Annotated in this window: 24 protein-coding genes; 9 read left to right on the forward strand and 15 right to left on the reverse strand. The window is 69.3% G+C overall.

Annotation, left to right across the window (positions count from 1 at the left end; all coding sequences use genetic code 11):
• Positions 1–47: 47 nt before the first annotated feature.
• Positions 48–1,049, reverse strand: a complete 1,002-nt coding sequence (hemB, locus tag BLT43_RS01900; RefSeq protein ID WP_090109575.1) for a porphobilinogen synthase — start codon at positions 1,047–1,049, stop codon at positions 48–50.
• A 136-nt stretch (positions 1,050–1,185) separates the two neighbouring features.
• Between hemB and BLT43_RS01905 the strand changes: the two genes are divergently transcribed.
• Genes BLT43_RS01905 through BLT43_RS01925 form a run of 5 tightly spaced genes read left to right on the forward strand, consistent with a single transcriptional unit; the run spans position 1,186 to position 7,647 of the window.
• Positions 1,186–1,710, forward strand: a complete 525-nt coding sequence (locus BLT43_RS01905) for a component of SufBCD complex (protein ID WP_090109577.1) — start codon at positions 1,186–1,188, stop codon at positions 1,708–1,710.
• A 46-nt stretch (positions 1,711–1,756) separates the two neighbouring features.
• Positions 1,757–5,221, forward strand: a complete 3,465-nt coding sequence (gene mfd, locus BLT43_RS01910; RefSeq protein WP_090109579.1) for a transcription-repair coupling factor — start codon at positions 1,757–1,759, stop codon at positions 5,219–5,221.
• Positions 5,222–5,250: 29 nt separating this feature from the next.
• Complete coding sequence (locus BLT43_RS01915) at positions 5,251–5,958, forward strand: glycosyltransferase family 2 protein (protein ID WP_090109581.1); 708 nt, start codon at positions 5,251–5,253, stop codon at positions 5,956–5,958.
• Positions 5,955–6,275 carry a lipid-A-disaccharide synthase N-terminal domain-containing protein gene (locus BLT43_RS01920; protein ID WP_090110228.1) on the forward strand — a complete coding sequence of 107 codons (321 nt, stop codon included), beginning with the start codon at positions 5,955–5,957 and terminating at the stop codon, positions 6,273–6,275. Before BLT43_RS01915 ends, BLT43_RS01920 begins: the two co-directional genes overlap by 4 nt.
• Positions 6,265–7,647: a glycosyltransferase family 39 protein gene (locus BLT43_RS01925; protein ID WP_165612516.1), complete on the forward strand. Its 1,383-nt coding sequence runs from the start codon at positions 6,265–6,267 to the stop codon at positions 7,645–7,647. The genes BLT43_RS01920 and BLT43_RS01925 overlap by 11 nt, the downstream gene beginning before the upstream one ends.
• Before the next feature lie 2 nt (positions 7,648–7,649).
• Here BLT43_RS01925 and BLT43_RS01930 read toward each other — a convergent pair whose 3' ends face one another.
• Positions 7,650–8,300 (reverse strand): DsbA family oxidoreductase, encoded by a 651-nt coding sequence (locus BLT43_RS01930; protein WP_090109585.1) that lies wholly within the window; start codon positions 8,298–8,300, stop codon positions 7,650–7,652.
• Positions 8,301–8,400: 100 nt separating this feature from the next.
• Between BLT43_RS01930 and BLT43_RS01935 the strand changes: the two genes are divergently transcribed.
• Positions 8,401–9,030 (forward strand): helix-turn-helix domain-containing protein, encoded by a 630-nt coding sequence (locus BLT43_RS01935; RefSeq protein ID WP_090109587.1) that lies wholly within the window; start codon positions 8,401–8,403, stop codon positions 9,028–9,030.
• A gap of 4 nt (positions 9,031–9,034) precedes the next feature.
• On the opposite strand, the gene BLT43_RS01940 is transcribed toward BLT43_RS01935, so the two are convergent.
• The 3 genes from BLT43_RS01940 to BLT43_RS01945 all read right to left on the reverse strand — a co-directional run bounded on the left by BLT43_RS01940 (position 9,035) and on the right by BLT43_RS01945 (position 11,474).
• A complete protein-coding gene (locus tag BLT43_RS01940) occupies positions 9,035–9,376 on the reverse strand; it encodes a hypothetical protein (RefSeq protein WP_090109589.1) in 342 nt (113 codons plus the stop codon).
• Positions 9,377–9,465: 89 nt separating this feature from the next.
• Positions 9,466–9,606, reverse strand: coding sequence for a hypothetical protein (locus BLT43_RS19065; RefSeq protein WP_165612517.1), 141 nt, complete (start codon positions 9,604–9,606; stop codon positions 9,466–9,468).
• Positions 9,603–11,474 (reverse strand): extracellular solute-binding protein, encoded by a 1,872-nt coding sequence (locus BLT43_RS01945; RefSeq protein WP_423222106.1) that lies wholly within the window; start codon positions 11,472–11,474, stop codon positions 9,603–9,605. Before BLT43_RS01945 ends, BLT43_RS19065 begins: the two co-directional genes overlap by 4 nt.
• A gap of 364 nt (positions 11,475–11,838) precedes the next feature.
• Here BLT43_RS01945 and BLT43_RS01950 point away from each other — a divergent pair, with 364 nt between their 5' ends.
• Complete coding sequence (locus BLT43_RS01950) at positions 11,839–12,612, forward strand: 3-hydroxybutyrate dehydrogenase (protein WP_090109593.1); 774 nt, start codon at positions 11,839–11,841, stop codon at positions 12,610–12,612.
• Positions 12,609–13,640: a patatin-like phospholipase family protein gene (locus BLT43_RS01955; protein ID WP_090109595.1), complete on the forward strand. Its 1,032-nt coding sequence runs from the start codon at positions 12,609–12,611 to the stop codon at positions 13,638–13,640. The genes BLT43_RS01950 and BLT43_RS01955 overlap by 4 nt, the downstream gene beginning before the upstream one ends.
• Here the strand turns inward: BLT43_RS01955 and BLT43_RS01960 are convergent.
• The 4 genes from BLT43_RS01960 to BLT43_RS01975 all read right to left on the reverse strand — a co-directional run bounded on the left by BLT43_RS01960 (position 13,637) and on the right by BLT43_RS01975 (position 17,077).
• On the reverse strand, positions 13,637–14,356 hold the full coding sequence (locus BLT43_RS01960) for a DUF502 domain-containing protein (protein ID WP_207497387.1): 720 nt from the start codon (positions 14,354–14,356) through the stop codon (positions 13,637–13,639). The two genes, BLT43_RS01955 and BLT43_RS01960, sit on opposite strands and share 4 nt — an antisense overlap.
• An 87-nt stretch (positions 14,357–14,443) precedes the next feature.
• On the reverse strand, positions 14,444–15,352 hold the full coding sequence (locus BLT43_RS01965; protein ID WP_090109596.1) for a pseudouridine-5'-phosphate glycosidase: 909 nt from the start codon (positions 15,350–15,352) through the stop codon (positions 14,444–14,446).
• Positions 15,349–16,245 (reverse strand): PfkB family carbohydrate kinase, encoded by an 897-nt coding sequence (locus BLT43_RS01970; protein ID WP_090109598.1) that lies wholly within the window; start codon positions 16,243–16,245, stop codon positions 15,349–15,351. The genes BLT43_RS01965 and BLT43_RS01970 overlap by 4 nt, the downstream gene beginning before the upstream one ends.
• A gap of 31 nt (positions 16,246–16,276) precedes the next feature.
• Entirely contained in the window at positions 16,277–17,077 is an 801-nt protein-coding gene (locus tag BLT43_RS01975; protein ID WP_090109600.1) for a DUF4198 domain-containing protein, read from the reverse strand.
• Between BLT43_RS01975 and BLT43_RS01980 the strand changes: the two genes are divergently transcribed.
• Positions 17,067–18,215: a HupE/UreJ family protein gene (locus BLT43_RS01980; RefSeq protein WP_165612518.1), complete on the forward strand. Its 1,149-nt coding sequence runs from the start codon at positions 17,067–17,069 to the stop codon at positions 18,213–18,215. The genes BLT43_RS01975 and BLT43_RS01980 overlap by 11 nt on opposite strands.
• A gap of 76 nt (positions 18,216–18,291) precedes the next feature.
• Here the strand turns inward: BLT43_RS01980 and BLT43_RS01985 are convergent, their stop codons facing one another.
• The 6 genes from BLT43_RS01985 to BLT43_RS02010 form a co-directional block, all read right to left on the reverse strand.
• A complete protein-coding gene (locus BLT43_RS01985; protein ID WP_207497389.1) occupies positions 18,292–19,590 on the reverse strand; it encodes a branched-chain amino acid ABC transporter permease in 1,299 nt (432 codons plus the stop codon).
• Positions 19,587–20,600, reverse strand: a complete 1,014-nt coding sequence (locus BLT43_RS01990; RefSeq protein ID WP_090109605.1) for a branched-chain amino acid ABC transporter permease — start codon at positions 20,598–20,600, stop codon at positions 19,587–19,589. The genes BLT43_RS01985 and BLT43_RS01990 overlap by 4 nt, the downstream gene beginning before the upstream one ends.
• 3 nt (positions 20,601–20,603) lie before the next feature.
• Positions 20,604–21,317: an ABC transporter ATP-binding protein gene (locus BLT43_RS01995; protein ID WP_090109608.1), complete on the reverse strand. Its 714-nt coding sequence runs from the start codon at positions 21,315–21,317 to the stop codon at positions 20,604–20,606.
• Positions 21,318–21,353: 36 nt separating this feature from the next.
• Positions 21,354–22,139 (reverse strand): ABC transporter ATP-binding protein, encoded by a 786-nt coding sequence (locus tag BLT43_RS02000; RefSeq protein ID WP_090109610.1) that lies wholly within the window; start codon positions 22,137–22,139, stop codon positions 21,354–21,356.
• Between the two features lie 99 nt (positions 22,140–22,238).
• On the reverse strand, positions 22,239–23,435 hold the full coding sequence (locus BLT43_RS02005) for an ABC transporter substrate-binding protein (protein ID WP_090109612.1): 1,197 nt from the start codon (positions 23,433–23,435) through the stop codon (positions 22,239–22,241).
• 255 nt (positions 23,436–23,690) lie between these two features.
• Positions 23,691–24,695 (reverse strand): GlxA family transcriptional regulator, encoded by a 1,005-nt coding sequence (locus BLT43_RS02010; RefSeq protein WP_090110232.1) that lies wholly within the window; start codon positions 24,693–24,695, stop codon positions 23,691–23,693.
• Between the last annotated feature and the right edge of the window lie 39 nt (positions 24,696–24,734).

Consider the following 24,734-nt stretch of genomic DNA (forward strand, 5'->3'; position numbering starts at 1 on the left):
GCCGGCTGTCATCCGCCGACGGCCGGCCATGTCCCGTTCGGCGGGTCTCAGCCCGCCATGGCCCGCGCCGCCCGCGGCGCGAAATAGGTGAGAACCCCGTCGCAGCCGGCGCGGCGGAAGGCCAGGAGGCTCTCCATCATCACCCGGTCGCCGTCGAGCCAGCCGTTCTGCGCCGCCGCCTCGATCATCGCGTACTCGCCGGAGACCTGATAGGCGAAGAGCGGCACGCCGAACTCGTCCTTGGCGCGGCGGCACAGATCGAGATAGGACATGCCCGGCTTGACCATCACCATGTCCGCCCCCTCGGCGATGTCGCGCGCCACCATGCGCAGCGCCTCGCGCGGGTTCGCCGGGTCGACCTGGTAGGTCTTCTTGTCGCCCTTGAGCGCGCCGCTCGCGCCCACCGCGTCGCGGAACGGGCCGTAGAAGGCCGAGGCGAACTTCGCGGCGTAGCTCAGGATCGAGACATGTCCGTGCCCCTCGGCCTCGAGCGCGGCGCGGATCGCGCCGATCCGGCCGTCCATCATGTCCGAGGGCCCGAGGATGTCGGCGCCGGCGCGCGCCTGCGCCAGCGCCATCTTCACCAGCGCCTCGACCGTGCGGTCGTTGACGATCTCGCCATCCTCGACGAAGCCGTCATGGCCGTTGATGTTGTAGGGGTCGAGCGCGATGTCGGTCATCAGCGCCATCTCGGGCACCGCGTCCTTGATCGCCCGGATCGCGGTGTTGGTCAGGTTGTCGTCCGACCACGCCTCGGCGCAGTCCTCGGTGCGGCTCTCGATCCCGGTGTAGGGAAACAGGCACATCGCCGGGATGCCGAGATCGCGCGCCTCGCGCGCCGCCTTGACCGCGCGGTCGACGGTGCGGCGGGTGACGCCGGGCATCGAGGCGATGGCGCTTTCCTCGTCGCGGCCCGCCTGCAGGAAGATCGGCCAGATCAGGTTGTCGGGCGTCATCGCGGTCTCGCGCACCATGGCGCGCAGGGCAGGGGTGCGGCGCAGTCGGCGCGGCCGGGCGAGCGGGTAGCTGGCGGTGGGGAACTGCGGCATCGGGCGACCTCCGGCGGCGGTGTATTCATATCACATGCGACGGGGTGGCACGGTTCAGGGCCGGTCACAAGTCTGGGCATCCCCGGGGCGGGGGGCTAGGCTCCGCCGGACGACCCATTCGCCGGACCGGACACGCGTGGACCTGACCAAGACCCTCTTCGAAGTGATCGACATGCGATCCTTCTCGAACCTGTGGTTCTGGATCATGCTGGCGGTGATCTGGTCGACGGCGAGCCACTGGGTCCTGGGCGTGCCCTTCGACATGGTGGCCCGCGCCCGGCGGTTCGGCGGGCAGGCCGAGACCGACCTGCACGACATGGTCCGGATCAACGTCAACCGCATGCTGCACGTGGCGCATGTGGCCGGGACGGTCCTGCTGGCCGCGCTGACCTTCGTGCTGTCGTCCCTCGTGGTGCTGGGCTTCTGGTACTGGGTCGAGTTCGCCCAGGCAGTGGCGCTGATCGCGGTGCCGATGAGCCTCGTAGGCGCGCTGTCGCTGCGCCTCGCCCGGCGGATTGCCGCCGAGGCGCCGCAGGGCGACGCGCTGCGCCGCCGGCTGGCCCGGCATCGCTTCGCCACGCAGGCGATCGGCATGGTCTCGATCTTCGTGACCGCGATGTTCGGCATGTACCGGAACCTCACGGTGGTGCCGGGGTTCTGACCGCCCGGCGCTTGACAGTGCCACCCCTGAAGGTAGGTGAGCGCAGATGACCAGGAACACCGGCAGCAGGATCACCGTCTCGGGCGCGCCCGAAGGCTTCGACGCGCGACTCGTCCTTCAGGAGACGGAGCGGGCCAAGGGCCCCGTGATCCACGTCGCCCGCGACGACAAGCGCATGGCGGCGATGCGCGCCGCGATCGAGTTCTACGCCCCCGACATGCCGGTGATCACCTTCCCGGCCTGGGACTGCCTGCCCTATGACCGAGTGTCGCCCGCGGCCGAGATCTCGGCCGCGCGCATGGCGGTGCTGGCGGGGCTTCTGCACGACATGCCCGAGCGCTTCGTGCTGCTCACCACCGTCAACGCCGCCACCCAGCGCGTGCCGGCGCGCGAGCTGCTGCGCGGCGCCGCCTTCAGCGCCAAGGTCGGCAATCGCATCGACGAGGCCGGGCTGCGCCACTTCCTCGTGCGGATGGGCTTCACCCAGAGCCCCACCGTGACCGAGCCCGGCGACTACGCGATCCGTGGCGGCATCATCGACATCTTCCCGCCCGGACAGGGCGGGCCGGTGCGGCTCGACATGTTCGGCGACGTGCTCGACGGCGCGCGCCGCTTCGACCCGGCGAGCCAGCGCACCACCGACAAGCTCGACAGCGTCGAGCTGGCGCCGGTTTCAGAGGTGATCCTCGACGACGACGCGATCACCCGCTTCCGGCAGAACTACCGCATCGAGTTCGGCGCGGCCGGCACCGACGACCCGCTCTACGAGGCGGTGACGAACGGCCGCAAGCATGCCGGGATGGAGCACTGGCTGGGCTTCTTCCAGGACGGGCTTGAGACGCTGTTCGAATACCTGCCCGGCGCGCCGGTCACGCTCGACGATCAGGCCGGGCCGCAGCGCGAGGCGCGCTGGACGCTGGTCAGGGACGCCTACGAGACCCGCCGCCACGCGATGAGCCAGATGGGGCGGATCGACTCGATCTACAAGCCCGCGCCGCCCGAGTCCCTTTATCTCGACGAAGACGGCTGGCAGGCCGCTACCGCCGGCCGCCGAGTGCTGCGCTTCGCGCCGCTGCCGCAGGCGACCGGGCCGGGCGTGACCGATGCCGGCGGCCGGATCGGGCGCAACTTCTCGCCCGAGCGCCAGCAGGAGAGCATCAGCCTCTTCGCCGCGCTGGCCAAGCACGTGAAGGACCGGATGAAGACCGGGCCGGTGGTCATCGCCTCATATTCCGAAGGCGCGCGCGAGCGGCTTTCGGGGCTGATCGAGGACGAGGGGCTGGCCGAGACCATCCATGTCCGCGACTGGAAGGGCGTGGGCAAGCGCGGCCTGCACCTCGCGGTCTGGCCGCTCGAGCACGGTTTCGAGACCGACGACCTGACCGTGATCTCCGAGCAGGACGTGCTGGGCGAAAGGCTGATCCGCCGCGCCCGCAAGAAGCGCCGCGCCGACAACTTCCTGACCGAGACGCAAAGCCTCTCGCCCGGCGATCTGGTGGTGCATGTCGACCATGGCGTCGGCCGCTATCACGGGCTCGAGGTCATCACGGCCGCCGGGGCCGCGCATGAATGCCTCGCGCTCGAATATGCCGAGAACGCGAAGCTCTACCTGCCGGTCGAGAATGTCGAGCTGCTCAGTCGCTACGGCCACGAAGAGGGCCTTCTCGACAAGCTCGGCGGCGGCGCGTGGCAGGCCAAGAAGGCCAAGCTCAAGGAACGCATCCGCCAGGCCGCCGACCGGCTCATCCGCATCGCCGCCGAGCGGGCGCTGCGCTCGGCGCCCAAGCTCGTGCCGCATGACAGCATCTGGGAGCAGTTCCTCGCCCGTTTCCCCTATGACGAGACCGAGGACCAGCTTCAGGCGATCGAGGACGTGCTGAACGACATCGAGTCGGGCCACCCGATGGACCGGCTGATTTGCGGCGACGTCGGTTTCGGCAAGACCGAAGTGGCGATCCGCGCCGCCTTCGTCGCCGCCATGTCCGGCGTGCAGGTCGCGGTGATCGCGCCGACCACGCTGCTCGCGCGCCAGCACTTCAAGAACTTCGAGGAACGCTTCCGCGGCTTCCCGATCAACGTCAAGCCGCTGTCGCGCTTCGTCTCGGCGAAAGAGGCCTCGGCCACGCGCGAGGGGCTCGCCAAGGGCACGGTCGACATCGTGGTGGGCACCCATGCGCTGCTGTCGAAGTCGGTGAAGTTCAAGGAGCTGGGCCTGCTGATCGTCGACGAGGAGCAGCATTTCGGCGTGACCCACAAGGAGCGGCTGAAGGCGCTGCGCACCGACGTGCACGTGCTGACGCTGACCGCCACGCCGATCCCGCGGACGCTGCAGATGTCGCTCACCGGCGTGCGCGACCTGTCGATCATCGGCACCCCGCCGGTCGACCGTCTCGCGATCCGCACCTATGTGAGCGAATTCGACACCGTCACCGTGCGCGAGGCGCTGCTGCGCGAGCGCTATCGCGGCGGCCAGAGCTTCTTCGTGGTGCCGCGCGTCTCGGACCTGCCCGAGATCGAGGAATTCCTGAAGACCGAGGTGCCGGAGGTTTCCTACGTGGTGGCCCACGGCCAGATGGCGGCGGGCGAGCTCGACGACCGGATGAACGCCTTCTACGACGGGCGCTACGACGTGCTTTTGGCGACCACCATCGTGGAGAGCGGCCTCGACATCCCGACCGCCAACACGATGATCGTGCACCGCGCCGACATGTTCGGCCTCGCGCAGCTCTACCAGATCCGCGGCCGGGTCGGGCGCTCCAAGACCCGCGCCTATGCCTATCTCACCACCAAGCCGCGCGCGCCGCTCACGGCAGGGGCCGAGAAGCGGCTGCGCGTGCTGGGCAGCCTCGACAGCCTCGGCGCCGGCTTCACGCTGGCGAGCCAGGACCTCGACATCCGCGGCGCCGGCAACCTGCTGGGCGAAGAGCAGTCGGGCCAGATGAACGAGGTGGGCTTCGAGCTTTACCAGCAGATGCTCGAGGAGCAGATCTCCAAGATCAAGTCGGGCGAAGTCGAGGGCATCCAGGACGAGGGCCAGTGGGCGCCGCAGATCAATCTCGGCGTGCCGGTGCTGATCCCCGAGGATTACGTGCCCGATCTCGACGTGCGGCTCGGCCTCTACCGCCGCCTCTCGGAGCTGACCACCAAGGTCGAGCTCGAGGGCTTCGCGGCCGAGCTGATCGACCGCTTCGGCCCGCTGCCCAAGGAAGTGAACACGCTGCTGCTCGTGGTGCGCATCAAGGCGATGTGCCTGCGCGCCGGGATCAGCCAGCTCGACGGCGGACCGAAGGGCGCGACGATCCGCTTCCACAACGACAAGTTCGCCTCGCCCGAGGGGCTGGTCGAATTCATCCAGGACCAGAAGGGTCAGGCCAAGGTGAAGGACAACAAGATCGTGGTGATGCGCGACTGGGGCAAGGAGGCCGACAAGATCCGCGGCGCCTTTTCCATCGCCAAATCGCTGGCCGAGAAGGTGAAGGACGCCAAGAAGGCCAAGGCCGTCGCACAATGACACAAACATCAAGTTCAGATCGCAAGCGAATGATTTCGCTTGTCATTCCGGCCTACAACGAGGCCGGCAACATCGAGGCGCTGGTGCGCGAGGCGTTCGAGCTTCTGCCCGCGGACCTGCTTGGCGAGGTGATCGTGGTCGACGATTGCTCGACCGATGACGGCGTGGCGCGACTCGTCGCGCTGCGCGAGACCCATCCGCGCCTGCGGGTGCTGCGCCATGCCCGCAACGCCGGCCAGAGCGCGAGCGTGCGCACCGGGGTCGCCGCGGCGCGCTATCCGCTGGTCGCGACGCTCGATGGCGACGGGCAGAACCCGCCGGGCGACATCCCGGCGCTGGTGGCGGCCTACGACCCGGACGGGCCGCAGCTTGTCGGAGGCGTGCGCGAAAAACGCCGCGATACCCGCTCCAAGCGGATCGCCTCGCGTCTGGCCAACGGGCTGCGGCGGCGCGTGCTGAACGATGATTGCCCCGACACCGGCTGCGGCCTGAAGGTGTTCGAGCGCGACCGGCATCTGGCGCTGCCGTTCTTCCACGGCCAGCACCGCTACCTGCCGGCGCTGTTTCGCGCCTACGGGGCGCGCACCGCCTATATCGCCGTGGGCGACCGCGCCCGTCAGCACGGCGCCTCGCACTACACCAACTGGAAGCGTGGCCTGCAGGGCGTGCCGGACCTGATCGGCGTGCGCTGGCTGGTGATGCGGGCCCGGCCAGCCCGGGCCGAGGAGGTCGCATGAGCATCTTCGTCGAATGGTTCGCGGGAACCACCTGGGTCGAGCTTCTGTGGCTCACCGTCGGCTTCATGGCGCAGGCGATGTTCTCGGCGCGCTTCCTCGTGCAGTGGATCGCCAGCGAGAAGGTCCGCCGCTCGATCGTGCCGGAGACGTTCTGGTACTTCTCCTTCGCGGGAGGGGCGATGCTGCTGGCCTACGCGATCTACCGGCGCGACCCGGTCTTCATCATGGGCCAGGCCTTCGGGCTGATGGTCTATGCGCGCAACATCTATTTCATCTGGATCGAGCGCCGGGCGGGCGAGCCGGGGCATGAGAACTGACCGCGCCTGGATCGGCCTGATCCTCGGCTGGGCGGCGCTGCAGATCGCGTGGCGCTATGCCCAGGGGCCGGCGCTCGAACTGGACGAAGCCGAGGCTTTCTACCACGCGCGCGAGCTGGCGCTTGGCTACAACGCCCAGCCGCCGCTGTATTTCTGGCTGCAATGGGGCGTGTTCCAGCTTGTCGGCGGGAACGTCTTCGCGCTGGCCCTTCTGAAGAACGCGCTCTTGGCGGGCGGCGCGCTGTCGCTCTACGCGATGCTGCGCCGGCTGCGGCCGCCGCTCGAGGCGGGCCTCGCCGTCGCGGCGCTCGGCCTGCTGCCGCAGATCCTGTGGGAAGCACAGCGGGCGCTCACCCATTCGGTGCTCGCGACCGCGGTCGCGCTGATGCTGATGGCGCTCACCGACCGGATCCTGCGGGCGCCGGGCCGGGCCTCGGCGCCGGACTGGATCGCGCTCGGCCTGCTGGCCGGTCTTGGCACGATCTCGAAGTGGAACGTGGCGCTGCTGCCCGCGGCGCTGCTGGTGGCGGCGCTGTGGCGGCGGCCGCGCCGCGCCGCCCTTTCGACGGGCGGGCTGCTGCTGGCCGCGCTGGCGCTGGCCGCGGTCGTCATCGGGCCGCTGCGCTGGGTGCTGGACAACCCGGCCCTGGCGTCAGGCTCGGTCCACAAGCTGGGCATCGAGACGGGCGGGGCGCTGGCGCGCGCGCTGGAGGCGCTGGCCAGCCTTGCTGCGGCATGGGCCGCGTTCTGCGGCCTGGTGATCCTCGTGGCCGTCGGCGTCCGGCTCGGCACTCGCGCCGCGCCGCGCTGGCGGCCGGATGGCCAGGCGCGGCTGATGATCGACACGATGGTCGCGGGCACGCTCCTGCTGGCGCTCGGCCTCGTCGCCACGGGGGCGACCGAGGTGAAGGACCGCTGGCTCCTGCCCGTGGCGATCTTCGCCGCGCCGGTGGCGGCGCTGTGGATGCTCGACAGGCTCGGCCCCGTGGGCCGCAGGCGGTTCGCCCTCGGCCTCGCCGGGTTGTGGGGTGTGGCGATCCTGCTCCTGCCGGTCTCGGGCCGGGTCGAGCCGGGCTACCGCGACACGGGCTTCCCCGGCCTCGCGGCTTGGATCGAGAGCCACGCGCCGGAGGCGACGATCGTCACAGACGCGACATGGGTGGCCGGAAACCTGCGGCTGGCGCTGCCGGGGCGCGAGGTCTGGACGCTCGCGGACATGCCGCGGGACGGCGGCCCCGTGCTGTGGGTTTCGCGCGACGGGCAGGGCGAGGACGTCGCCCGCAGCGCCGGGCGCACCGCCGAGCCGCTAGGCGCGTACCTCACCACGCGCGGCCGGCGCGACCAGGTCTTCGGGCTGGCGGTCAGCCGCTGAGCTCAGCCCTCGCCCTCCGCGGCGATCTGCGCGCGGATGTCGGAGATCACCTGGGCCCAGAGCTCGGGCGGCTGCGCGCCGGGCACGGCGTGGCGCTGGCCGACGATGAAGGTCGGCACCGCCTGCACGCCCATCTCGCGGCTGTGGGCGTCGCGGTTGCGGATGGTCTCGGCATCTGCGTCGCTTTCCAGCAGCCGGCGCACCACGGCGGCGTCCATCTCGAGGCTGTCAGCGATATCGGCCAGCACGTCGTGGTCGCCGATGTCGCGGCCTTCGGTGAAGTAGGCCTTGAACAGCGCGCTCACGGCGGCCGTCTGCCGCCCCTCGATGCCGGCCCAGTGGATCAGCCGGTGCGCGTCGAGCGTGTTGGGCGTCCTGGCGATCCGGTCGAGGTTCAGCTCGAGCCCGGCCTCGGCGGCCCGTTCGACGATCGGGGCATAGGCCTTGGTCGCGCCTTCGCGGCCGCCGAACTTGGCCTCCAGATAGGCGCGCCGGTCCATGCCGCCCGCCGGCATGTCGGGGTTGAGCTGGAACGGGTGCCACTCGATGGTGAAGGGGTGGTCGGGATGGTCGGCCAGCGCCCGGTCGAGATTGGCCTTGCCGATCCAGCACCAGGGGCAGATCGGGTCTGAGAGAATGTCCAGTTTGACCATGGCCGGGCCCTTCGGTGATGAGTGCTGGGACAGGGGCTGAGGGCTACGCGCTGCGCGGCGATGTTGCAAGTCGGATGGGCAACGTCGTATGGCATGCGCCATGACCACCTCCGATCTTCGCCCCGGCTCCCTCGTGCGCATCGCCCGCGAGAACGGCACGCAGGAATCCGCGCCGCCGCTCGATCTGGGCGCGCGGGTGCGCGAACTCAGGAAGGCGCAGGGCTGGACGCTGGAACAGGCGGCAGGCCAGGCGGGCCTGGCGCGCTCGACGCTCTCGAAGATCGAGAACGGCCAGATGTCGCCCACCTATGACGCGCTGAAGAAGCTGGCGACGGGCCTCGGCATCTCGGTGCCGCAGCTCTTCACGCCGCCGCGCGACGGGCGCATCACCGGCCGGATGGTGCATGTCCGGGCCGGCGAGGGGCGCGCGCAGATCACCGCGACCTACGAACACGAGCTTTTGGCCGAGGGGCTGCGGGCCAAGAAGATGCTGCCCTACCGGGCGCGCGTGCGCGCCCGTTCCTTCGCGGAGTTCGACGGCTGGGTCCGGCATGACGGCGAGGAGTTCCTCTACGTGCTGACCGGCACGATCCGCCTGCTGACCGAGTTCTACGAGCCGGTCGACATGAAGCGTGGCGACAGTGCCTATTACGACGCCGCGATGGGCCATAACGTGATCTCGACCAGCCCCGAGGATGCGACCATCCTCTGGGTCACCTCGCTGGACTGACCGACTAGCTGTCGTCGCGGCCGTCCTTGCTGTCGTCGTCGCCATAGGCGGCGTCGTCGCTGTAGACGTCCTCCGAGGGGTGCATCGAGCGGGCCGAGGCGATGATCCGCTCGTTGTCGCGGCTCTCGTCCATCATCGCGTCGGCCGGGTCGGTGCCCTCGAGCCATTCCGATACCTCGTCCCTCGCATCCTCGCGGGTCATGCCGGTCGCCTCGCAGAGATGATCGAGGAAGGGGCCGAGTTCGCCTTCGGTCGCCTCGACCTCGTCGGGATCGAGATCCGGCCATTCCGTCAGGATGTTGGGTACGAATGCGTGCCAGTGATTGGCGACGTGGCTCCATTTCATCGCGGGTCTCCTCATGCTGCCCGATCACTTGATCCGGCAACGGCAAGCGGGGGGACCGGGTTCCGGCCCGCCCGCTCCCGAGACCGCGATCAGATCACGACATCGACCACGGCGAGCCCGACCTGCGCGGTGCCGACGGCGGCGTCGCCGACCACCCGCACCGGCGTGCAGCCCGCGGCCACCGCCCCCAGAAGGGCAAGTGCCGCGAGGCGGCGCAGGGGGCGGCTCACTCCGCCGCCTCCGTGGCCTTGTCCTCAGCACCTGCCTCGGCCTGCGGGTCGGCGCCGCCCGCCTCGTGCCACCAGACATCGGGCTGCCAGCCCGGCCAGTCGCCGAAGATCGGGATCACCTCGGGATGCTTCAGATCCGCGTCGTAGGCGATGCGGCTGATGTTCCACTGGTAGATCGGGATCACGTGACGCCCGGCCGTCAGGACCCGGTCGAGCCCCTTGGCCGCGGCGAGGAAATCCTCTTGCGACTCGGAGGTGAGCAGAAGGTCGATCAGCCCGTCCACGGCCGGGTTCTTGACCCCCATCAGGTTGCGCCCGCCGGGGGTGTCGGCGGCCTCGGCGCCCCAGTAGAGATACTGCTCGTTGCCGGGCGACAGCGACAGGCCGCGGCGGAAATAGGTCATGTCGAAATCGTAGGCGTCGGTGCGCTCCTTGTACTGCGCGCTGTCGACGGTCGAGATCTCCGGCGTGATGCCGATCCGCTCGAGCGACTGCACGTACATGTCGATGATCGCCGCGTTCTCGGAACTGCCCTGCTCGAGCAGGATCTCGAAGCGGAAGGGCTCGCCGGTCTCCTCGTTGGTGAGCACGCCGTCCTGCACCACCCAGCCCGCGCTCGACAGCAGCGTCAGCGCCGAGGCGATGTTCTTGCGGTTGCGCTCGGTGCCGTCGGAGACGGGCAGGGCGTAGCCCTCCAGCGCGCCCGGCGGCAGGTCGCCCTCCCAGCGCTCGAGGAACTCCTTCACCCGGCCCTCGGCCGGCCCCTCGTCCATGCCGAGCGGCGAGTTCGAGAAATAGGAGGTGATGCGCGGCTGCGCGCTGCCGGTCATCGCCTCGTTGATGAACTCGAAGTTGAACGCCTCGATCAGCGCCTGGCGCACGCGCCAGTCCTCGAAGAGCGGGTTGCGCGAGTTCATCACGAAGCCGGTCATGCCCGAGGGCCGGGCATGCGGCAGCTCCTCGAGCACCACCTCGCCCGAGCGCACGCGCGGGAAGTCGTACTGGCTGTCCCAGCGCGCGACGTTGAATTCACGGGTAAAGTTGGTCTCGCCGGTCTTGAACGCCTCGAAGGCGGCCGTCTCGTCGCCGAAGAACTCGAGCCGGATCTCGTCAAGATTGGCGGTGCCGCGGCGGAACGGGATGTCCTCGCCCCAGTAGTCCTCGTTGCGCTTCAGCGACACGAAGCGCCCGGCCTCGTAGTCGTCGATGACATAGGGCGCGGAGGTGATCGGGATGGTGTCGAGGCCGCTTTCGCCGAACTCCTGTCCCTCCCACTGCGCCTTCTTGAGGATCGGCCGCATCCCGGCCAGCAGCGCCAGCTCGCGGTCGGCGGTGTTGAAGGTCAGGCGCACCTTGCGCTCGCCGGTCTCCTCGATCTTCTCCACCTTCGACCAGAAGCCCTGGTAGCGCGGATGGCCCTCGGTCCCGAGCGTCTCGAAGGACCAGATCACGTCCTCGACGGTGACCGGGCTGCCGTCCGAGAACGCCGCCTCGGGGTGCAGGGTGAACTCGACCCAGCTGCGGTCGGGCGCCGTCTCGACGCTCTCGGCCAGCAGGCCGTACAGCGTGAAGGGCTCGTCGAGCGAGCGGCCCATCAGGCTCTCGCCGATCAGGAAGCTCAGCTGCCAGGGCACCGAGCCCTTGAGGATGTAGGGGTTGAGGCTGTCGAAGCCGCCGACCTCGGCGGTGGCCATGCGGCCGCCCTCGGGCGCGTCGGGGTTGGCATAGGGCAGCGCCTCGAACCCCTCCGGCAGGGCGGGCTCGCCATACATGGCGATCCCGTGCTGCGGTTCGGCCATCGCGGCCCCGGCGCCGAGCGCGGCGAGAAAACTCGCTGTTCCCAACAGCTTGACGTAAGGTGAATTCATTCTGCTCGAAGCCCCCTGAGTGGTTCGGTTCTTTGACCGGTTACGGTTGAAGAAAATCGTATAGTCCCCCCCGATCATTATCAAACTTTATGCTTGGACGACGGCGGGGAAAGGCTTATAAGGGACTCACTGCTCGATAGGTTTCTTGCCTGTATGAAACCTGCCTCATAACTCAACGCCCGCTTCGGCGGGCGTTTTTTTTGGGCTTGAGGCTGTGCGGAGCGGCGTCCTGGCCGAGGCCTGCGAGCTCGATTCCGATACGCAGTGAAACCGCGTTTTTCAAGCGTTTAGGCGCGAAAGGGACTCGTCAGCTTCGGGTGTCGCGGCCATTGTGTCGCACAAACAGGCAGTATCGGAGAGTGCCATGCATCTACGAGGCAAGACCGCGATCGTCACCGGTTCGAACTCCGGCATCGGGTTGGGAATCGCCCGCGAACTCGCCCGTGCCGGCGCCGACGTGGTTCTCAACTCCTTCACGGACCGCGAGGAAGACCATGCGCTTGCGCAGGAAATTGCCGATGCGCATGGGGTGAGCGCGCGCTACATCGCGGCCGACCTGTCAGACGCGGCGGCCGCGCGCGGGCTGGTCGAACGGGCCGGCCGCTGCGACATCCTCGTCAACAACGCCGGCATCCAGCACGTCGCGCCGATCGACGACTTCCCGGCCGAGAAGTGGGATGCGATCATCGCCATCAACCTCTCATCGGCCTTCCACACCACCGCCGCGGCGCTGCCGATGATGCGCGCGGCCGGCTGGGGCCGGGTGATCAACATCGCCAGCGCCCACGGCCTCACCGCCTCGCCCTACAAGTCGGCCTATGTCGCGGCCAAGCACGGCATCGTCGGCTTCAGCAAGGTCACGGCGCTCGAGACCGCGCGCGAGCCGATCACCTGCAACGCCGTCTGCCCGGGCTACGTGCTGACCCCGCTGGTCGAGGCGCAGATCCCCGACCAGATGAAGGCGCATGGCATGGACCGCGAGACGGTGATCCGCGAGGTGATGCTGGAGCGCCAGCCCTCCAAGGAGTTCGCCACCACCGAGCAGCTCGGCGGCACCTGCGTGTTCCTGTGCTCGGACGCGGCGGCGCAGATCACCGGCACCACGATCAGCGTAGACGGCGGCTGGACGGCGCTGTGATCAGGATCAACCTCGCGCTTCAGGGCGGGGGCGCGCATGGCGCCTTCACTTGGGGCGCGCTGGATCGGCTGCTGGCTGAACGGGACATCGAGATCGCGGCGATCTCGGGCACATCGGCCGGCGCGATGAACGCCGCCGTGCTGAAGGCCGGGCTGGTGCGCGGCGGCCGCGACGCCGCGCGCGCCAATCTCGAATGGTTCTGGGGCCGGATCGGCGCGGTGACCGATGCGCGCTGGTCGGACTGGATCTCGGCACTGGCGCCTACCGCGCCGGCGATGGCCCGCGCGATCGAATGGTCGCCGGCCTTCCGGGCGCTGGAGGCCGCGACACGGATGATGTCGCCCTATGCCTACGGACCGATGCTGCGCAACCCGCTGGCGCGCGTCCTGGGCGAGATCCGCTTCGAGGACGTGCGCGACCCTGCAGGGCCGCGGCTCTTCGTCGGGGCGACCAATGTCCGCTCGGGCAAGATCCGCGTGTTCACCGGAGACGAGCTGACGGCCGAGGCCGTGCTCGCCTCGGCCTGCCTGCCGACGCTCTTTCGCGCCGTCGAGATCGACGACCCGGCGACAGGGCGGCGCGAGGCCTACTGGGACGGCGGATATACAGGTAATCCGGCGCTGTTTCCATTGTACGACAAGGACTTGCCGGATGATGTTGTGATCGTGAACATCAATCCGTTGCACCGCGACGAGGTGCCGGGCGACAGCCTCGCCATCCAGAACCGGATCAACGAGATCAGCTTCAACTCGTCGCTGCTGCGCGAGCTAAGGGCGGTGGACTTCGTGCGCCGCCTGCTCGCCGATCACCGCCTGCCCGAGGGCGCGATGAAGCGGGTGCTGGTGCACATGGTGGGCGACGACGCGCTGATGAACGACCTCAACGTCGCCACCAAGACGATCCCCGCGCCGGTGATCCTGGCCCGGCTGCGCGCAGCCGGAGAGATGGCGATGGACCGCTTCCTGCGCGACCACAAGGCCGATCTGGGCCGCCGCGACACGGTCGATCTGCGAAAGATGTTCTCCTAGCGGCCCGAGGTCCCGGTACGCAACGGCTCGGCCTCGACCGGGCGTTCGCGGTCGGGCGGCGTGACGAGGCCGGCCGAGATCACCAGTTTCGCGGCCTCCTCGACGCTCATGTCGAGCAGGATCACGTCGGCGCGCGGCAGGAACAGCAGGAAGCCCGAGGTCGGGTTCGGCGTGGTCGGCAGGAACACCGTCACGATGTCGCCTTCGGGCGGCAGCTTGCGTGCCACCTCGCCCTTGGCCCGGGTCGAGATGAAGGCCAGCGCCCAGAGCCCCTTGCGCGGATACTCGATCAGGCAGGCCTGATCGAAGCTCGACTCGGACTGCGCGAAGACCGTCTCGGCGATCTGCTTTAGCCCCGAATAGATCGAGCGCACCACCGGCATGCGGCCGACGATGCCCTCGCCGAAGCGCAGCAGGCTGCGCCCGACGAAGCCCTTGGCCAGCGCGCCGACGAGGAAGGTGAACAGGATGAAGAAGATCACGCCCACGCCGCGCAGGTTGATCCCGATATACTGCTCGGGATTGAACCGGTCGGGCACGAAGGGCAGCACCCAGCTGTCGATCCAGCCGACCATCGTCCAGATCAGCCAGACGGTCAGGCCGATCGGCGCGATCACCACCACGCCGGCGATGAAGTTGTTGCGCAGCACGCCGATCAGGCTGCGTCGCTTGGGCGGCTCCGGCGGGTTGGGGGGCAGGATCGGCTGGCGGCTCACTTGGAACGGTCCTCGAAGGGGTCTACCGCCAATCTAGGCAGGGGCGGCGGGTGCGACAATGGCGCAGCCCGGCCGCCCGCGCCAGCCTCAAAGCTTGCCCAGTTCGACGGCGATCGCCGCGCCGAGGCGCGCATTGTTGAGCACCAGTTCGATGTTCGCCTCGAGCGAACGGCCCTCGGTCAGCTCGAAGATGCGGCCCAGCAGGAAGGGCGTGACGGCCTTGGCGGCGATGCCCTGCGCTTCGGCCTCCGCGAGCGCCTGATCGATCACCGGGCGCAGCTCCTCGGCCGGGATCTGCGAGGCCGCCGGGATCGGGTTGGCGACGAGCTGGCCGCCCTCGAGCCCCATCGCGCCGCGCATCCGCTGCGCGCGCGCGATCTCGGCGGCGCTGTCCATGCGCAGCGGCGCCGGCATGTCGGAGGTCGCCGACCAGAAGGCCGGCAGGACGTCCTGACCGTAGGCGATCACCGGCACGCCCAGCGTCTCCAGCACCTCGAAGGTCTTGGGCAGGTCGAGGATCGCCTTGGCGCCCGCCGCCACCACCGTGACCGGCGTCTTGGCCAGCTCTTGCAGGTCGGCCGAGATGTCGAAGCTCTGCTCCGCGCCGCGATGCACGCCGCCGATGCCGCCGGTGGCGAAGACCTCGATGCCGGCGAGGCGCGCGGCGATCATCGTCGCGGCCACGGTGGTCGCGCCGTCGCCGCCGCGCGCGAGGCAGGCCGCGAAGTCGGCGCGCGACAGCTTGGCCACGTCCTGCGCCTGTCCGAGCCGGTCGAGCTGCGCGTCGGTCAGGCCCACATGCAGCCGGCCGCCCAGCACCGCGATGGTCGCGGGCACCGCGCCATGGGCGCGGATCTCGGCCTCGACCCGGCGCGCGGTCTCGACGTTCTGCGGGAAGGGCATTCCGTGGGTGATGATCGTGCTTTCGAGCGCGACAAGCGGGCGGCCTTCGGCGCGGGCCTCGGCGACTTCGGGCGAATAGGCGATGTCGATCACAGCGGGGTGTCTCCGGATACGTAGGTGGCGGCGGCGTGCAGGGCGCGTTCCAGCGCGGCGTCGGGCGCCATGCCCTCGGCCTCGGACGCGATATGCGCCGCCATGAAGGTGTCGCCCGCGCCGGTCACGCGGGTGACCAGAACCTCGGGCGGGGTGCGGGTGATGCAGTCCTGCGCCGTCGCCAGCGCCGCGGCGCGGCCGCCATCGGTGACCAGCGCCCGGTGCGCGCCGCGCGCAACCAGCGCGCGGGCGGCAGTCTCGGAGCTGTCGAAGGGCTGGTGGCACAGAAGCCCCGCCTCCTCGAGATTGACGTAGAGCGTCGCGGTCGGGTGCCCCATCAGCGCCAGCAACCGCTCGGCCTTGCCGGGCGAGGCGGGCGCCACGCGCAGATCGGCCCGCGCGAAGAGCGGCGAGCGCGCGATCTCGGTCAAAAGATCCGTCGTCAGGTTGCCGTCGAGGGCGACGAGGCCCGACCACGGGCTGTCGGGCGTGCCGAGCCGCCCGTCCTCGAGCGCGCGCAGTATCTTGGCGCCGGCCTGCTCCAGCGAATGCGCGTCGGCGATCGCCGCGATCAGCCCGTTCGCGCCCTCGATCGCCATGTAGATGTCGGTGGGCAGGTCGTCTGAGCGGTAGAGATGCGCCGTCTCCATGCCCATCTTCGCGGCCTCGGCGGCCAGCTCCTCGCCCTCGGCGTCGCGGCCGACGGCGCTGAGCAGCGCGGGCCGCAGCCCGAAACGCACCAGCGTCATGGCGATGTTCATCGCGACGCCGCCGGGCAGGCGATGAATGCGGCCGGGCACGTCGGAGCCCACCCGCATGTGGCTGGCGGTGCGGCCGATCACGTCCCACAGGACCGATCCGATGCAGAGGATGTCGGGCTGTCTGTCTGTCATGCGGGCGGTTTGCCCCGCGCCCGCGCCCCGGTCAATCCGGCACGGCGAATGTCAGCGCGGCCCAGAGGCTTTCCCACACGGCACCGGTCTCGGCCGCGACCCCGGCCGCGGGTTCGCGCAGCACCACCGCGTTGGCGAGGTAGTCGTGTCCCGGCGCGACAGGCAGCACCGCCACGCCCTCTGCGTCGGTGCGATGCAGCGTCAGTTCGACATGGCCGTCCGCGTCGCGCGCGAACAGCTCGACCTGCGCGTCGGCGCGGGCCGCGTCGCCGTAGTAGAGCTGCACGCGGATGCCATTCGTGAGGTCGCCCGCATAGGGGTTGTCGAGCGCCACCAGCTCGGTCTCGAGCCCCAGCCGCTCGTCCTTTCCCTCTGCGTCACCTACGCCGATCAACGCCTTGGAATAACGTGTGAATACTTCCTTGAACCCGGCCTCCGGCAGCCCACGCGCGTCATGCGCCCCGGCCACGGCGGAAAGATCCTTGTGCGCGACGAAGCTGTCGAAGGTCTCGCGCTCATCGTAGGTCACGACGCTCGGCACCGAGACATAGGCCGCGACCAGCAGCCCCTCGGCGGGGGCCGCCATGTCCAGCGCCGGGCGGGATCCGAGCCGGCTCTCGACGGCGAAGGCCTCGCCGCCCGCGTGCAGGGTGAAGCGTTCGAAGCGCTGCGGCAGGAAGGCGAAGCGCGGACCCTCGAAGTCCGATCCGTTGACAAGGTCGGCCCGGACCATATCGTTCGCCTCGATCTGCCATTCGAGCGGTTCGATCCAGAATTCATGCGCCGCCGCGGGCGGGGCGAACAGAGCGAGGCAGAGGGCTATGGCGCGCATTCACGAACTCCTGGGGCTGGGCGCGAGGGTGATCCTCGCAGCCCTGCTGTCAAGTATGGCCGCGCTCTGGGCCGCCTCGGCCGCCGCGCACGAGGTGCTGCCGGCCATCGCCGACATGGAGCGGCAGGGCAACGAGCTGGTCTTCACCGTCGAGGCGCCGCTGGAAGGCTTCGTCGCGGGCATCGATCTCGGCGCGGTGGACGACACCAATGCCGCGCCGGAGGCCGAAACCTACGACGCGCTGCGGGCGCTGCCGCCGGCCGAGATGGACGCGCGTTTCCGCGACTTCTGGCCCGACATGGCCGAGCGCATCGAGATCCGCGTCGACGGCGCGCCGGCCGCGCCGGAACTGCGCGCCGTCGCGGTGCCCGAGGTGACGGACACCGAGCTGCCGCGCCCCGCGACCTTCACCTTCGCCGCGCCGCTGCCCGAAGGGGCCGAGACCGTGCAGGTCGGCTGGGACGAGGCCTTCGGCACGCTGGTGCTGCGCCAGCAGGGGGTCGAGGCGCCCTATGACGGCTATCTCGAAGCCGGGGCGACCTCGGACCCGATCCGGCTGGCGGGCGGCGACCAGGCCGGGCCGTGGCAGGTCTTCGTCGACTACATCCCCGTGGGCTTCGAGCACATCCTGCCGCTGGGGCTCGACCACATCCTCTTCGTGCTCGGCCTGTTCTTCCTGAGCGACCGGCTCAGGCCGCTCTTGTGGCAGGTCTCGGCCTTCACGCTGGCGCACACGGTGACGCTGGCGCTGGCCGCGCTCGGCTACGTCTCGGTGCCCGCTTCCATCGTCGAGCCGCTGATCGCCGCCTCGATTGCCTTCGTCGCGCTGGAGAACATCTTCTTCCCGCGCCTCGGCGTCTGGCGTCCGGCCATCGTCTTCGGCTTCGGCCTGCTGCACGGCCTCGGCTTCGCCAGCGTTCTGGGCGAGTTCGGCCTGCCGGCGGGCGCTTTCGTCCCGGCGCTGATCGGCTTCAACATCGGCGTCGAGCTGGGCCAGCTCGCGGTGATCGCCATGGCCTTCATCGTGGTCGGGCTGGCGTGGAAGCGCGACTGGTACCGCCAGGTCATCGCGATCCCGGCCTCGGCGGCGATCGCGCTGATCGGGGCCTACTGGGTGGTCGAGCGGACGATGCTCTGACTCGAACGCCCGTACTGAACGAGAAACGGCGCCCCGAGGGGCGCCGTTTTCGTTTGTTGCGACGGTGTGTTCCGCCTCAGCGTTCGGGCACCAGCCCCCGCGGGCTGAAGCGCAGCACCAGCAGCAGGATGATCCCCATGGTCATCAGCCGCATATGCGCCGCCGCGTCGGTCAGGTGGCCGCGCAGCCAGTTGTCGGCCGCCATGCCCGAGGTGATCAGCTCCATCGCCCAGAGCCCGAGCGGTTCGACCATCACCCAGAGCCACCAGATCAGGAAGCCGCCCAGCACCGCGCCGTAGTTGTTGCCCGAGCCGCCGACGATCACCATCACCCAGACGAGAAAGGTGAAGCGCAGCGGCTGGTAGGAGCCCGGCGTCAGCTGGCCGTCCAGCGTGGTCATCATCGCCCCGGCGATGCCGCAAACGGCCGAGCCGAGGATGAAGACCTGCAGGTGGCGCGCGGTGACGTTCTTGCCCATCGCCGAGGCCGCGACCTCGTTGTCGCGGATCGCGCGCATCATCCGGCCCCAGGGCGAGGCCAGCGCCAGCTGCGCCAGCACTAGGATCACCGCAAGCACGGCCGCGAAGAGGCCGGCATAGAGCACCTTGACCCAGAGCGTCGAGGCGGTGACCGGGTCGAGCCCCCAGCCCGCCGCCTGAGCCGCGAAGCCCTCGGAGCGCTGCAGGTCGATCTCGTAGGGCACGGGGCGCGGGATGCCGATCACGTTCTTGACGCCGCGCGACAGCCAGTCCTCGTTCTTCAGGACCGCGATCACGATCTCGGCGATGCCGAGCGTGGCGATGGCGAGGTAGTCCGAGCGCAGGCCCAGCGCCGCCTTGCCGATGATCCAGGCCGCGCCGGCGGCCAGCAGGCCGCCGACCGGCCAGGACACTAGAACCGGCAGTCCGAGGCCGCCGAGATAGCCGGTGAGCGAGGGGTTCACCGCCTCGATCGCCTGCACCGCCGGGTCGAGCGCGGCGCGGAACAGGAAGAAGCCGCCGATCAGCAGCGCCAGCAGCACCAGCGCGCGGGCCCGGCCGCCGACCTTGCGCTTCCAGGCCATGACCGCGGCCACGAGAACCGCCGCGCCGAGCGCCAGCGCGCCCAGAAGCCGCAGCCCGCCTGCGTTCCAGGCGTCGGGCACCGGGGGCAGGGCCACGAGCACCGCGGCCAGGCCGCCCAGCGCCACGAAGCCCATGACGCCGACGTTGAACAGGCCGGCGAAGCCCCATTGCAGGTTCACGCCCAGCGACATGATCGCCGAGATCAGGCCCATGTTGAGGATGGTCAGGGCGAGGTTCCAGCCCTGCACGAGGCCGGTGGCCACGATCAGCAGCGCCATCGCCACGAAGAGAAGAGGGGCGCGCAGGCTCATACCGATTGTCCCTTGAAGAGGCCGGTGGGCTTGAACAGCAGCACGATGATCAGGATCGCGAAGCTCACGGCGAATTTGTAGTCGGTGGAGAGCAGCTGCACGAGGCTCGACGGCTCGAGGCTTTCGGGCAGCGCGTATTCCAGCACCTTCTTCCAGGCATAGGTGATCAGCACCTCCGAGAAGGCGATCACGAAGCCGCCGGCGATCGCGCCGAGCGGGTTGCCCAAGCCGCCGACGATGGCGGCGGCGAAGATCGGCAGCAGCAGCTGGAAGTAGGTGAAGGCCTTGAACGACTTGTCGAGACCGTAGAGCACGCCCGCCGTGGTCGCGAGCGCGGCCACGATCAGCCAGGTCACGGCGACCACCTTCTCGGGGTTGATGCCCGACAGCAATGCGAGGTCCTCGTTGTCGGAGAAGGCGCGCATCGACTTGCCGGTGCGGGTCCGGTTCAGGAACCAGAACAGCAGCGCCACCGCGATCGCGGCGGTGACCAGCGTAATCAGCGTGGTCGAGCGGATCGCCAGGCCCTCGTCGAGCCCGGTCATCTCCTTGAACTCGCGGGCGGTGATGACGAAACGCGCGCCGTCGGCGAAGTTGACGTCACCGACGCCGATGATGAAGCGCACGATGCCGTTGTAGACGAACATCACGCCCATCGAGACGATGACCAGCACCACCGGCGCGGCCTTCTGCTTGCGGTAGAAGCGGTAGATCGTCCGGTCCGTGCCCATCAGCAGCAGGCCGGTGATGGCGATGCCGACGGGCAGGGCGATCAGCGCGGTCGGCAGGAAGCCGAAGCTGATGCCCACGGATTGCAGCCCCCATGTGACGAGGATCGTCGCCATGGTGCCGAAGGCCATGGTGTCGCCATGGGCGAAGTTCGAGAAGCGCAGGATGCCGTAGATCAGCGTCACGCCGAGCGCGCCGAGCGCCAGCTGCGCGCCGTAGGCGGCGCCGGGGATCAGCACGAAGTTCGACAGCGCCACCAGCGCGTTGAGGATATCGGTCATGGCTCAGCCCCCCAGGAAGGTGCGGCGCACCTCGGGGTCGGCCAGAAGCTCTTCCCCGGTGCCGGTATAGGCGTTGGCGCCCTGCACCAGCACGTAGCCGGTGTCGGCGATCTCGAGCGCCTGGCGCGCGTTCTGCTCGACCATTAGGATGGTGATGCCGGCGCGCGCGACCTCGATGATGCGGTCGAACAGCTCGTCCATCACGATCGGCGAGACGCCGGCCGTGGGCTCGTCGAGCATCAGCACCGAGGGCTGTGTCATCAGCGCCCGGCCGACCGCAACCTGCTGGCGCTGGCCGCCCGAGAGCTCGCCCGCCGCCTGCCGGCGCTTGTCGCGCAGGATCGGGAACAGGTCGTAGACCTGCTCCATGGTCGGGCGGATGTCGTCGCGGCGCAGGAAGGCGCCCATCTCGAGATTCTCCTCGACGGTCATCGAGGGGAAGATGTTCGAGGTCTGCGGCACGAAGGCCATGCCCTTGGCGACGCGATCCTGCGGGGAGAGATGCGTGATGTCCTCGCCGCCGATGCGCACCGCGCCCTGGCGCAGGTTCAGCATGCCGAACACCGCCTTCATCGCGGTGGACTTGCCGGCGCCGTTCGGGCCGACGATCACCGCGATCTTGCCCTTCTCGACCGAAAGCGTGCAGCCATGCAGGATGTCCGCGCCGCGGCCGTAACCGCCGGTCATCCCTTCGCCGATCAGATGCGGCTCAGCCATGCGCCGCTCCCCGTGTCTTGTTCAACAGTTGTCCCCTCATGCCGTCTCCGCGGCCTGCTTGTTCTTGAGACCCGTGCCGAGATAGGCCTCGATCACCTGCTCGTTCTTCATGATGTCGGCGGCAGATCCCTCGGCCAGCACCTTGCCCTCGGCCATGACGATGACCGGGTCGCAGAGGCGGCCGATGAAATCCATGTCGTGCTCGATCACGCAGAAGGTGTAGCCACGCTCCTTGTTGAGCCGCACGATCGCGTCGCCGATGGTGTTGAGCAGCGTCCGATTCACGCCGGCGCCGACCTCGTCGAGGAAGACCACCTTGGCGTCGACCATCATGGTGCGGCCCAGCTCCAGAAGCTTCTTCTGCCCGCCCGACAGGTTGCCCGCGCGCTCGTCGGCAAGATGCGAGATGGTCAGGAAGTCGAGCACCTCGTCGGCCTTCTCGGCCAGCGCGCGTTCCTGCGCGCGGATCTTGCCGCGCCCGAACCAGGCGTTCCACAGCGTCTCGCCGGTCTGGCTCGCGGGGACCATCATCAGGTTCTCGCGCACCGTCATCGAGGAAAACTCGTGCGCGATCTGGAAGGTGCGCAGCAGGCCCTTGTGGAACAGCTCGTGCGGCGGCAGGCCGGTGATGTCCTCGCCATCCATGGTGACGCGGCCAGAGGTCGGTGGAAGTCTGCCGGCTATGACGTTGAAGAGCGTGGTTTTTCCCGCACCGTTCGGGCCGATCAGCCCGGTGATCGAGCCGGTCTCGATCTTCAGTGAGGCGCCGTCCACGGCGTGAAAACCGCCGAAATGGCGGTGGAGGTTCTCGACGGTGATCATGTGGTCCCCGTGCGGTCCAGTTTCCCTGTCATCTCAGGGGTCTGGCCCGTGTTCTTGTTGCGGGATGCGCCGCGCCCCGAAGGGCGCGGCGCGGCGGTATCAGCGGTAGCCGACGGTCTCGATGGCGCCGTCGCGGATCTCGATCTCGCGGAAGGAGCCCGCGCTCTCGCCCGGCTCGATGAACTCGACCGCAGTGGCGCCGACATAGTCGATGTCCTCGCCCGCGGCGATCAGCTCGAGCGCCTTGCCCAGCTCGCCCGGCAGGATCGGCTCGCCCGGGGCGTTGGCGATCTCCATGATCGCGCCGGCATAGTCGGAGGCCGAGGTCGAGCCGGCCTTCTGCATCGCGAGCAGCATCAGCGCGGCGGCGTCGTAGCTCTCGCCGGTGTAGATGCCGGTCGGGTTGATGCCGGCCTCGGTCGCCATCTCCTGGAACATGGTCGCGCCTTCGCTGTCCGAGCCGGGCAGCTGGCCGAAGGAGCCCTCGAGGCCCGCGCCGAGATCGTCGACGATCTGCTGGCCGATCATGCCGTCGGGCAGCACGAAGGTGTCGAAGGCGCCACTGTCGAGCGAGGACTGGATGATGCCCTTGCCGCCCTGGTCGGTGTAGCCGGCCACGACCAGCACTTCACCGCCGGCGGAGGCCAGCGAGGCGACTTCGGCCGAGTAGTCGGCCTTGCCGTCCTCATGCGCCGCCGAGATGGTGACGCTGCCGCCGGCGGCCTCGAAGGCGCTCTGGAAGCTGTCGGCAAGGCCCTTGCCGTAGTCGTTGTTGGTGTAGGTCAGCGCGACCTCGCTGATGCCGCGATCCATCAGCACGTTCGACATGATCTCGCCCTGGCGCGCGTCCGACGGCGCGGTGCGGAAGAACATGCCGTCATCCTCGGCCTCGCTCAGGGCGGGCGAGGTGGCGGAGGGCGAGATCATCACCACGCCGTTCGGGCGGGCGACGTTCTGCAGGATCGCGCCGGTCACGCCCGAGCAGTCGGCACCCATGATGCCGGCCACGCCGTCGGTGGTCACAAGGCGCTCGGCCGCGGCGGTCGCGGCGGCGGCGTCGATGCAGGTGGAGTCGGCGCGCACCGCCTCGACCATGGCGCCGTCCATGAACTGGCCGGTCTCGTTGATCTCGTTGATCGCGACCTCGGCACCGCCCGCCATGTCGGGCGTGATCGACTCGAGCGGGCCGGTGAAGCCCAGGATGATGCCGATCTTGACGGTTTCGCCGTGGCTTTCGGCCGTGGCGGCCCCGGCCACGAGCGCGGTGGCCGCGCTGGCCAGCAGCAGTTTCTTCATCTTCGTCTCCCTGACGCGTGATTATTATGGGGCCACGCTAGACGCGGCCCGTGTGAAAGAAAAGACAAAGCTGAATGGCGTTGCGGCGTTACGTGGCTGCGCCATCGGGCGCATCATAGGATTGCGCGGCCTCGATTCCGCGCCATGAAATTGCGCGCCGAGCCTTTCGCGCGGCCAGCCCGGCGGCGCACGGCGAAGACCCGCGCGCTCAGGCTGCGCGAGAGGCGTCCGGGGCGACAGGAAGTTGCGCGGCGGTCACTCGGCGCGGCGCAACCCGCGGCTGCCGCGCTCGCGATAGGGGGTGGTGTGGTAGTGCGCGCGGTAGCATTTCGAGAAATGCGACGGGCTGGTGAAGCCGCAGGCCAGCGCCACGTTGATCACGCTCATGTCGGTCTGCATCAGCAGGTTGCGGGCGCGGCTGAGCCGCAGCTCCATGTAGTAGCGCTTGGGGCTGCGGGTCAGGTAGCGGCGGAACAGCCGCTCGAGCTGGCGGGTCGACATGCCCACGCGCTCGGCCAGAATCGCCGGGCTCACCGGGTCCTCGATCGCCTTCTCCATCGCCTGGATCACCTGCGCCAGCTTGGGGTGACGGACGCCGATCCGGGTCGGCGTCGAGAGCCGCTGCGTGTCCTGGTCGGTGCGGATGGTCGAGTAGATCAGCTGGTCGGCGACCGCGTTGGCGAGATCCTCGCCGTGATCGTCGGCGATCAGCTTGAGCATCAGGTCGATCGAGGCGGTGCCGCCCGCGGTGGTGATGCGGTTGCCGTCGATCACGAAGACCGACTTGGTCAGCGTGACCTCCTCGAACTCCTCGGCGAAGCTGTCCTGGTTCTCCCAGTGGATCGTGGCGCGCTTGCCGTCGAGCAGGCCGGCCCGGGCCAGCGTGTAGCCGGCGGTGCAGAGCCCGCCCATCACCGCGCCGCGCCGCGCCTCGCGCCGGAGCCAGTTCAGGAGCTTGCGGGTGCTGGCCGCCTGCACGTCGAGGCCGCCGCACAGGAGCACCGTGTCCTCGCGCGCAAGCTCGCCGAGATCCATGTCGAGATTGAACACCGCCCCGTTCGAGCAGGCGGCGGTCTCGCCGCCTTCGCCGGCCAGCACCCAGCTGTAAAGTTCGCGTCCGGCCATGCGGTTGGCGATCCTGAGCGCCTCGACCGCGCAGGAAAAGCACAGCATGGTGAAGCGCGGCAGAAGCACGAAGACGAAGCGCCGGGTCCGGATGTCGCCGCCGGGCAGGGGAACGGGCTGGAAGTCGTCTGTCATGGCGTAACCATCGTCGCACACGGCGCCGCTGGCCGCGAT

It is taken from the genome of Limimaricola pyoseonensis (assembly GCF_900102015.1).
GTDB classification, from domain to species: Bacteria; Pseudomonadota; Alphaproteobacteria; order Rhodobacterales; family Rhodobacteraceae; genus Limimaricola; species Limimaricola pyoseonensis.

Excerpts from the sequence above, each read along its gene's own strand:
- hemB (WP_090109575.1), bottom strand. The coding sequence starts at position 1,049 with ATGCCGCAGTTCCCCACCGCCAGCTACCCGCTCGCCCGGCCGCGCCGA.
- mfd (WP_090109579.1), top strand. The coding sequence starts at position 1,757 with ATGACCAGGAACACCGGCAGCAGGATCACCGTCTCGGGCGCGCCCGAA.
- BLT43_RS01915 (WP_090109581.1), top strand. The coding sequence starts at position 5,251 with ATGATTTCGCTTGTCATTCCGGCCTACAACGAGGCCGGCAACATCGAG.
- BLT43_RS01920 (WP_090110228.1), top strand. The coding sequence starts at position 5,955 with ATGAGCATCTTCGTCGAATGGTTCGCGGGAACCACCTGGGTCGAGCTT.
- BLT43_RS01925 (WP_165612516.1), top strand. The coding sequence starts at position 6,265 with ATGAGAACTGACCGCGCCTGGATCGGCCTGATCCTCGGCTGGGCGGCG.
- BLT43_RS01930 (WP_090109585.1), bottom strand. The coding sequence starts at position 8,300 with ATGGTCAAACTGGACATTCTCTCAGACCCGATCTGCCCCTGGTGCTGG.
- BLT43_RS01935 (WP_090109587.1), top strand. The coding sequence starts at position 8,401 with ATGACCACCTCCGATCTTCGCCCCGGCTCCCTCGTGCGCATCGCCCGC.
- BLT43_RS01940 (WP_090109589.1), bottom strand. The coding sequence starts at position 9,376 with ATGAAATGGAGCCACGTCGCCAATCACTGGCACGCATTCGTACCCAAC.
- BLT43_RS01945 (WP_423222106.1), bottom strand. The coding sequence starts at position 11,474 with ATGAATTCACCTTACGTCAAGCTGTTGGGAACAGCGAGTTTTCTCGCC.
- BLT43_RS01950 (WP_090109593.1), top strand. The coding sequence starts at position 11,839 with ATGCATCTACGAGGCAAGACCGCGATCGTCACCGGTTCGAACTCCGGC.
- BLT43_RS01970 (WP_090109598.1), bottom strand. The coding sequence starts at position 16,245 with ATGACAGACAGACAGCCCGACATCCTCTGCATCGGATCGGTCCTGTGG.
- BLT43_RS01980 (WP_165612518.1), top strand. The coding sequence starts at position 17,067 with ATGGCGCGCATTCACGAACTCCTGGGGCTGGGCGCGAGGGTGATCCTC.
- BLT43_RS01975 (WP_090109600.1), bottom strand. The coding sequence starts at position 17,077 with ATGCGCGCCATAGCCCTCTGCCTCGCTCTGTTCGCCCCGCCCGCGGCG.
- BLT43_RS01985 (WP_207497389.1), bottom strand. The coding sequence starts at position 19,590 with ATGAGCCTGCGCGCCCCTCTTCTCTTCGTGGCGATGGCGCTGCTGATC.
- BLT43_RS01990 (WP_090109605.1), bottom strand. The coding sequence starts at position 20,600 with ATGACCGATATCCTCAACGCGCTGGTGGCGCTGTCGAACTTCGTGCTG.
- BLT43_RS01995 (WP_090109608.1), bottom strand. The coding sequence starts at position 21,317 with ATGGCTGAGCCGCATCTGATCGGCGAAGGGATGACCGGCGGTTACGGC.
- BLT43_RS02000 (WP_090109610.1), bottom strand. The coding sequence starts at position 22,139 with ATGATCACCGTCGAGAACCTCCACCGCCATTTCGGCGGTTTTCACGCC.
- BLT43_RS02005 (WP_090109612.1), bottom strand. The coding sequence starts at position 23,435 with ATGAAGAAACTGCTGCTGGCCAGCGCGGCCACCGCGCTCGTGGCCGGG.
- BLT43_RS02010 (WP_090110232.1), bottom strand. The coding sequence starts at position 24,695 with ATGACAGACGACTTCCAGCCCGTTCCCCTGCCCGGCGGCGACATCCGG.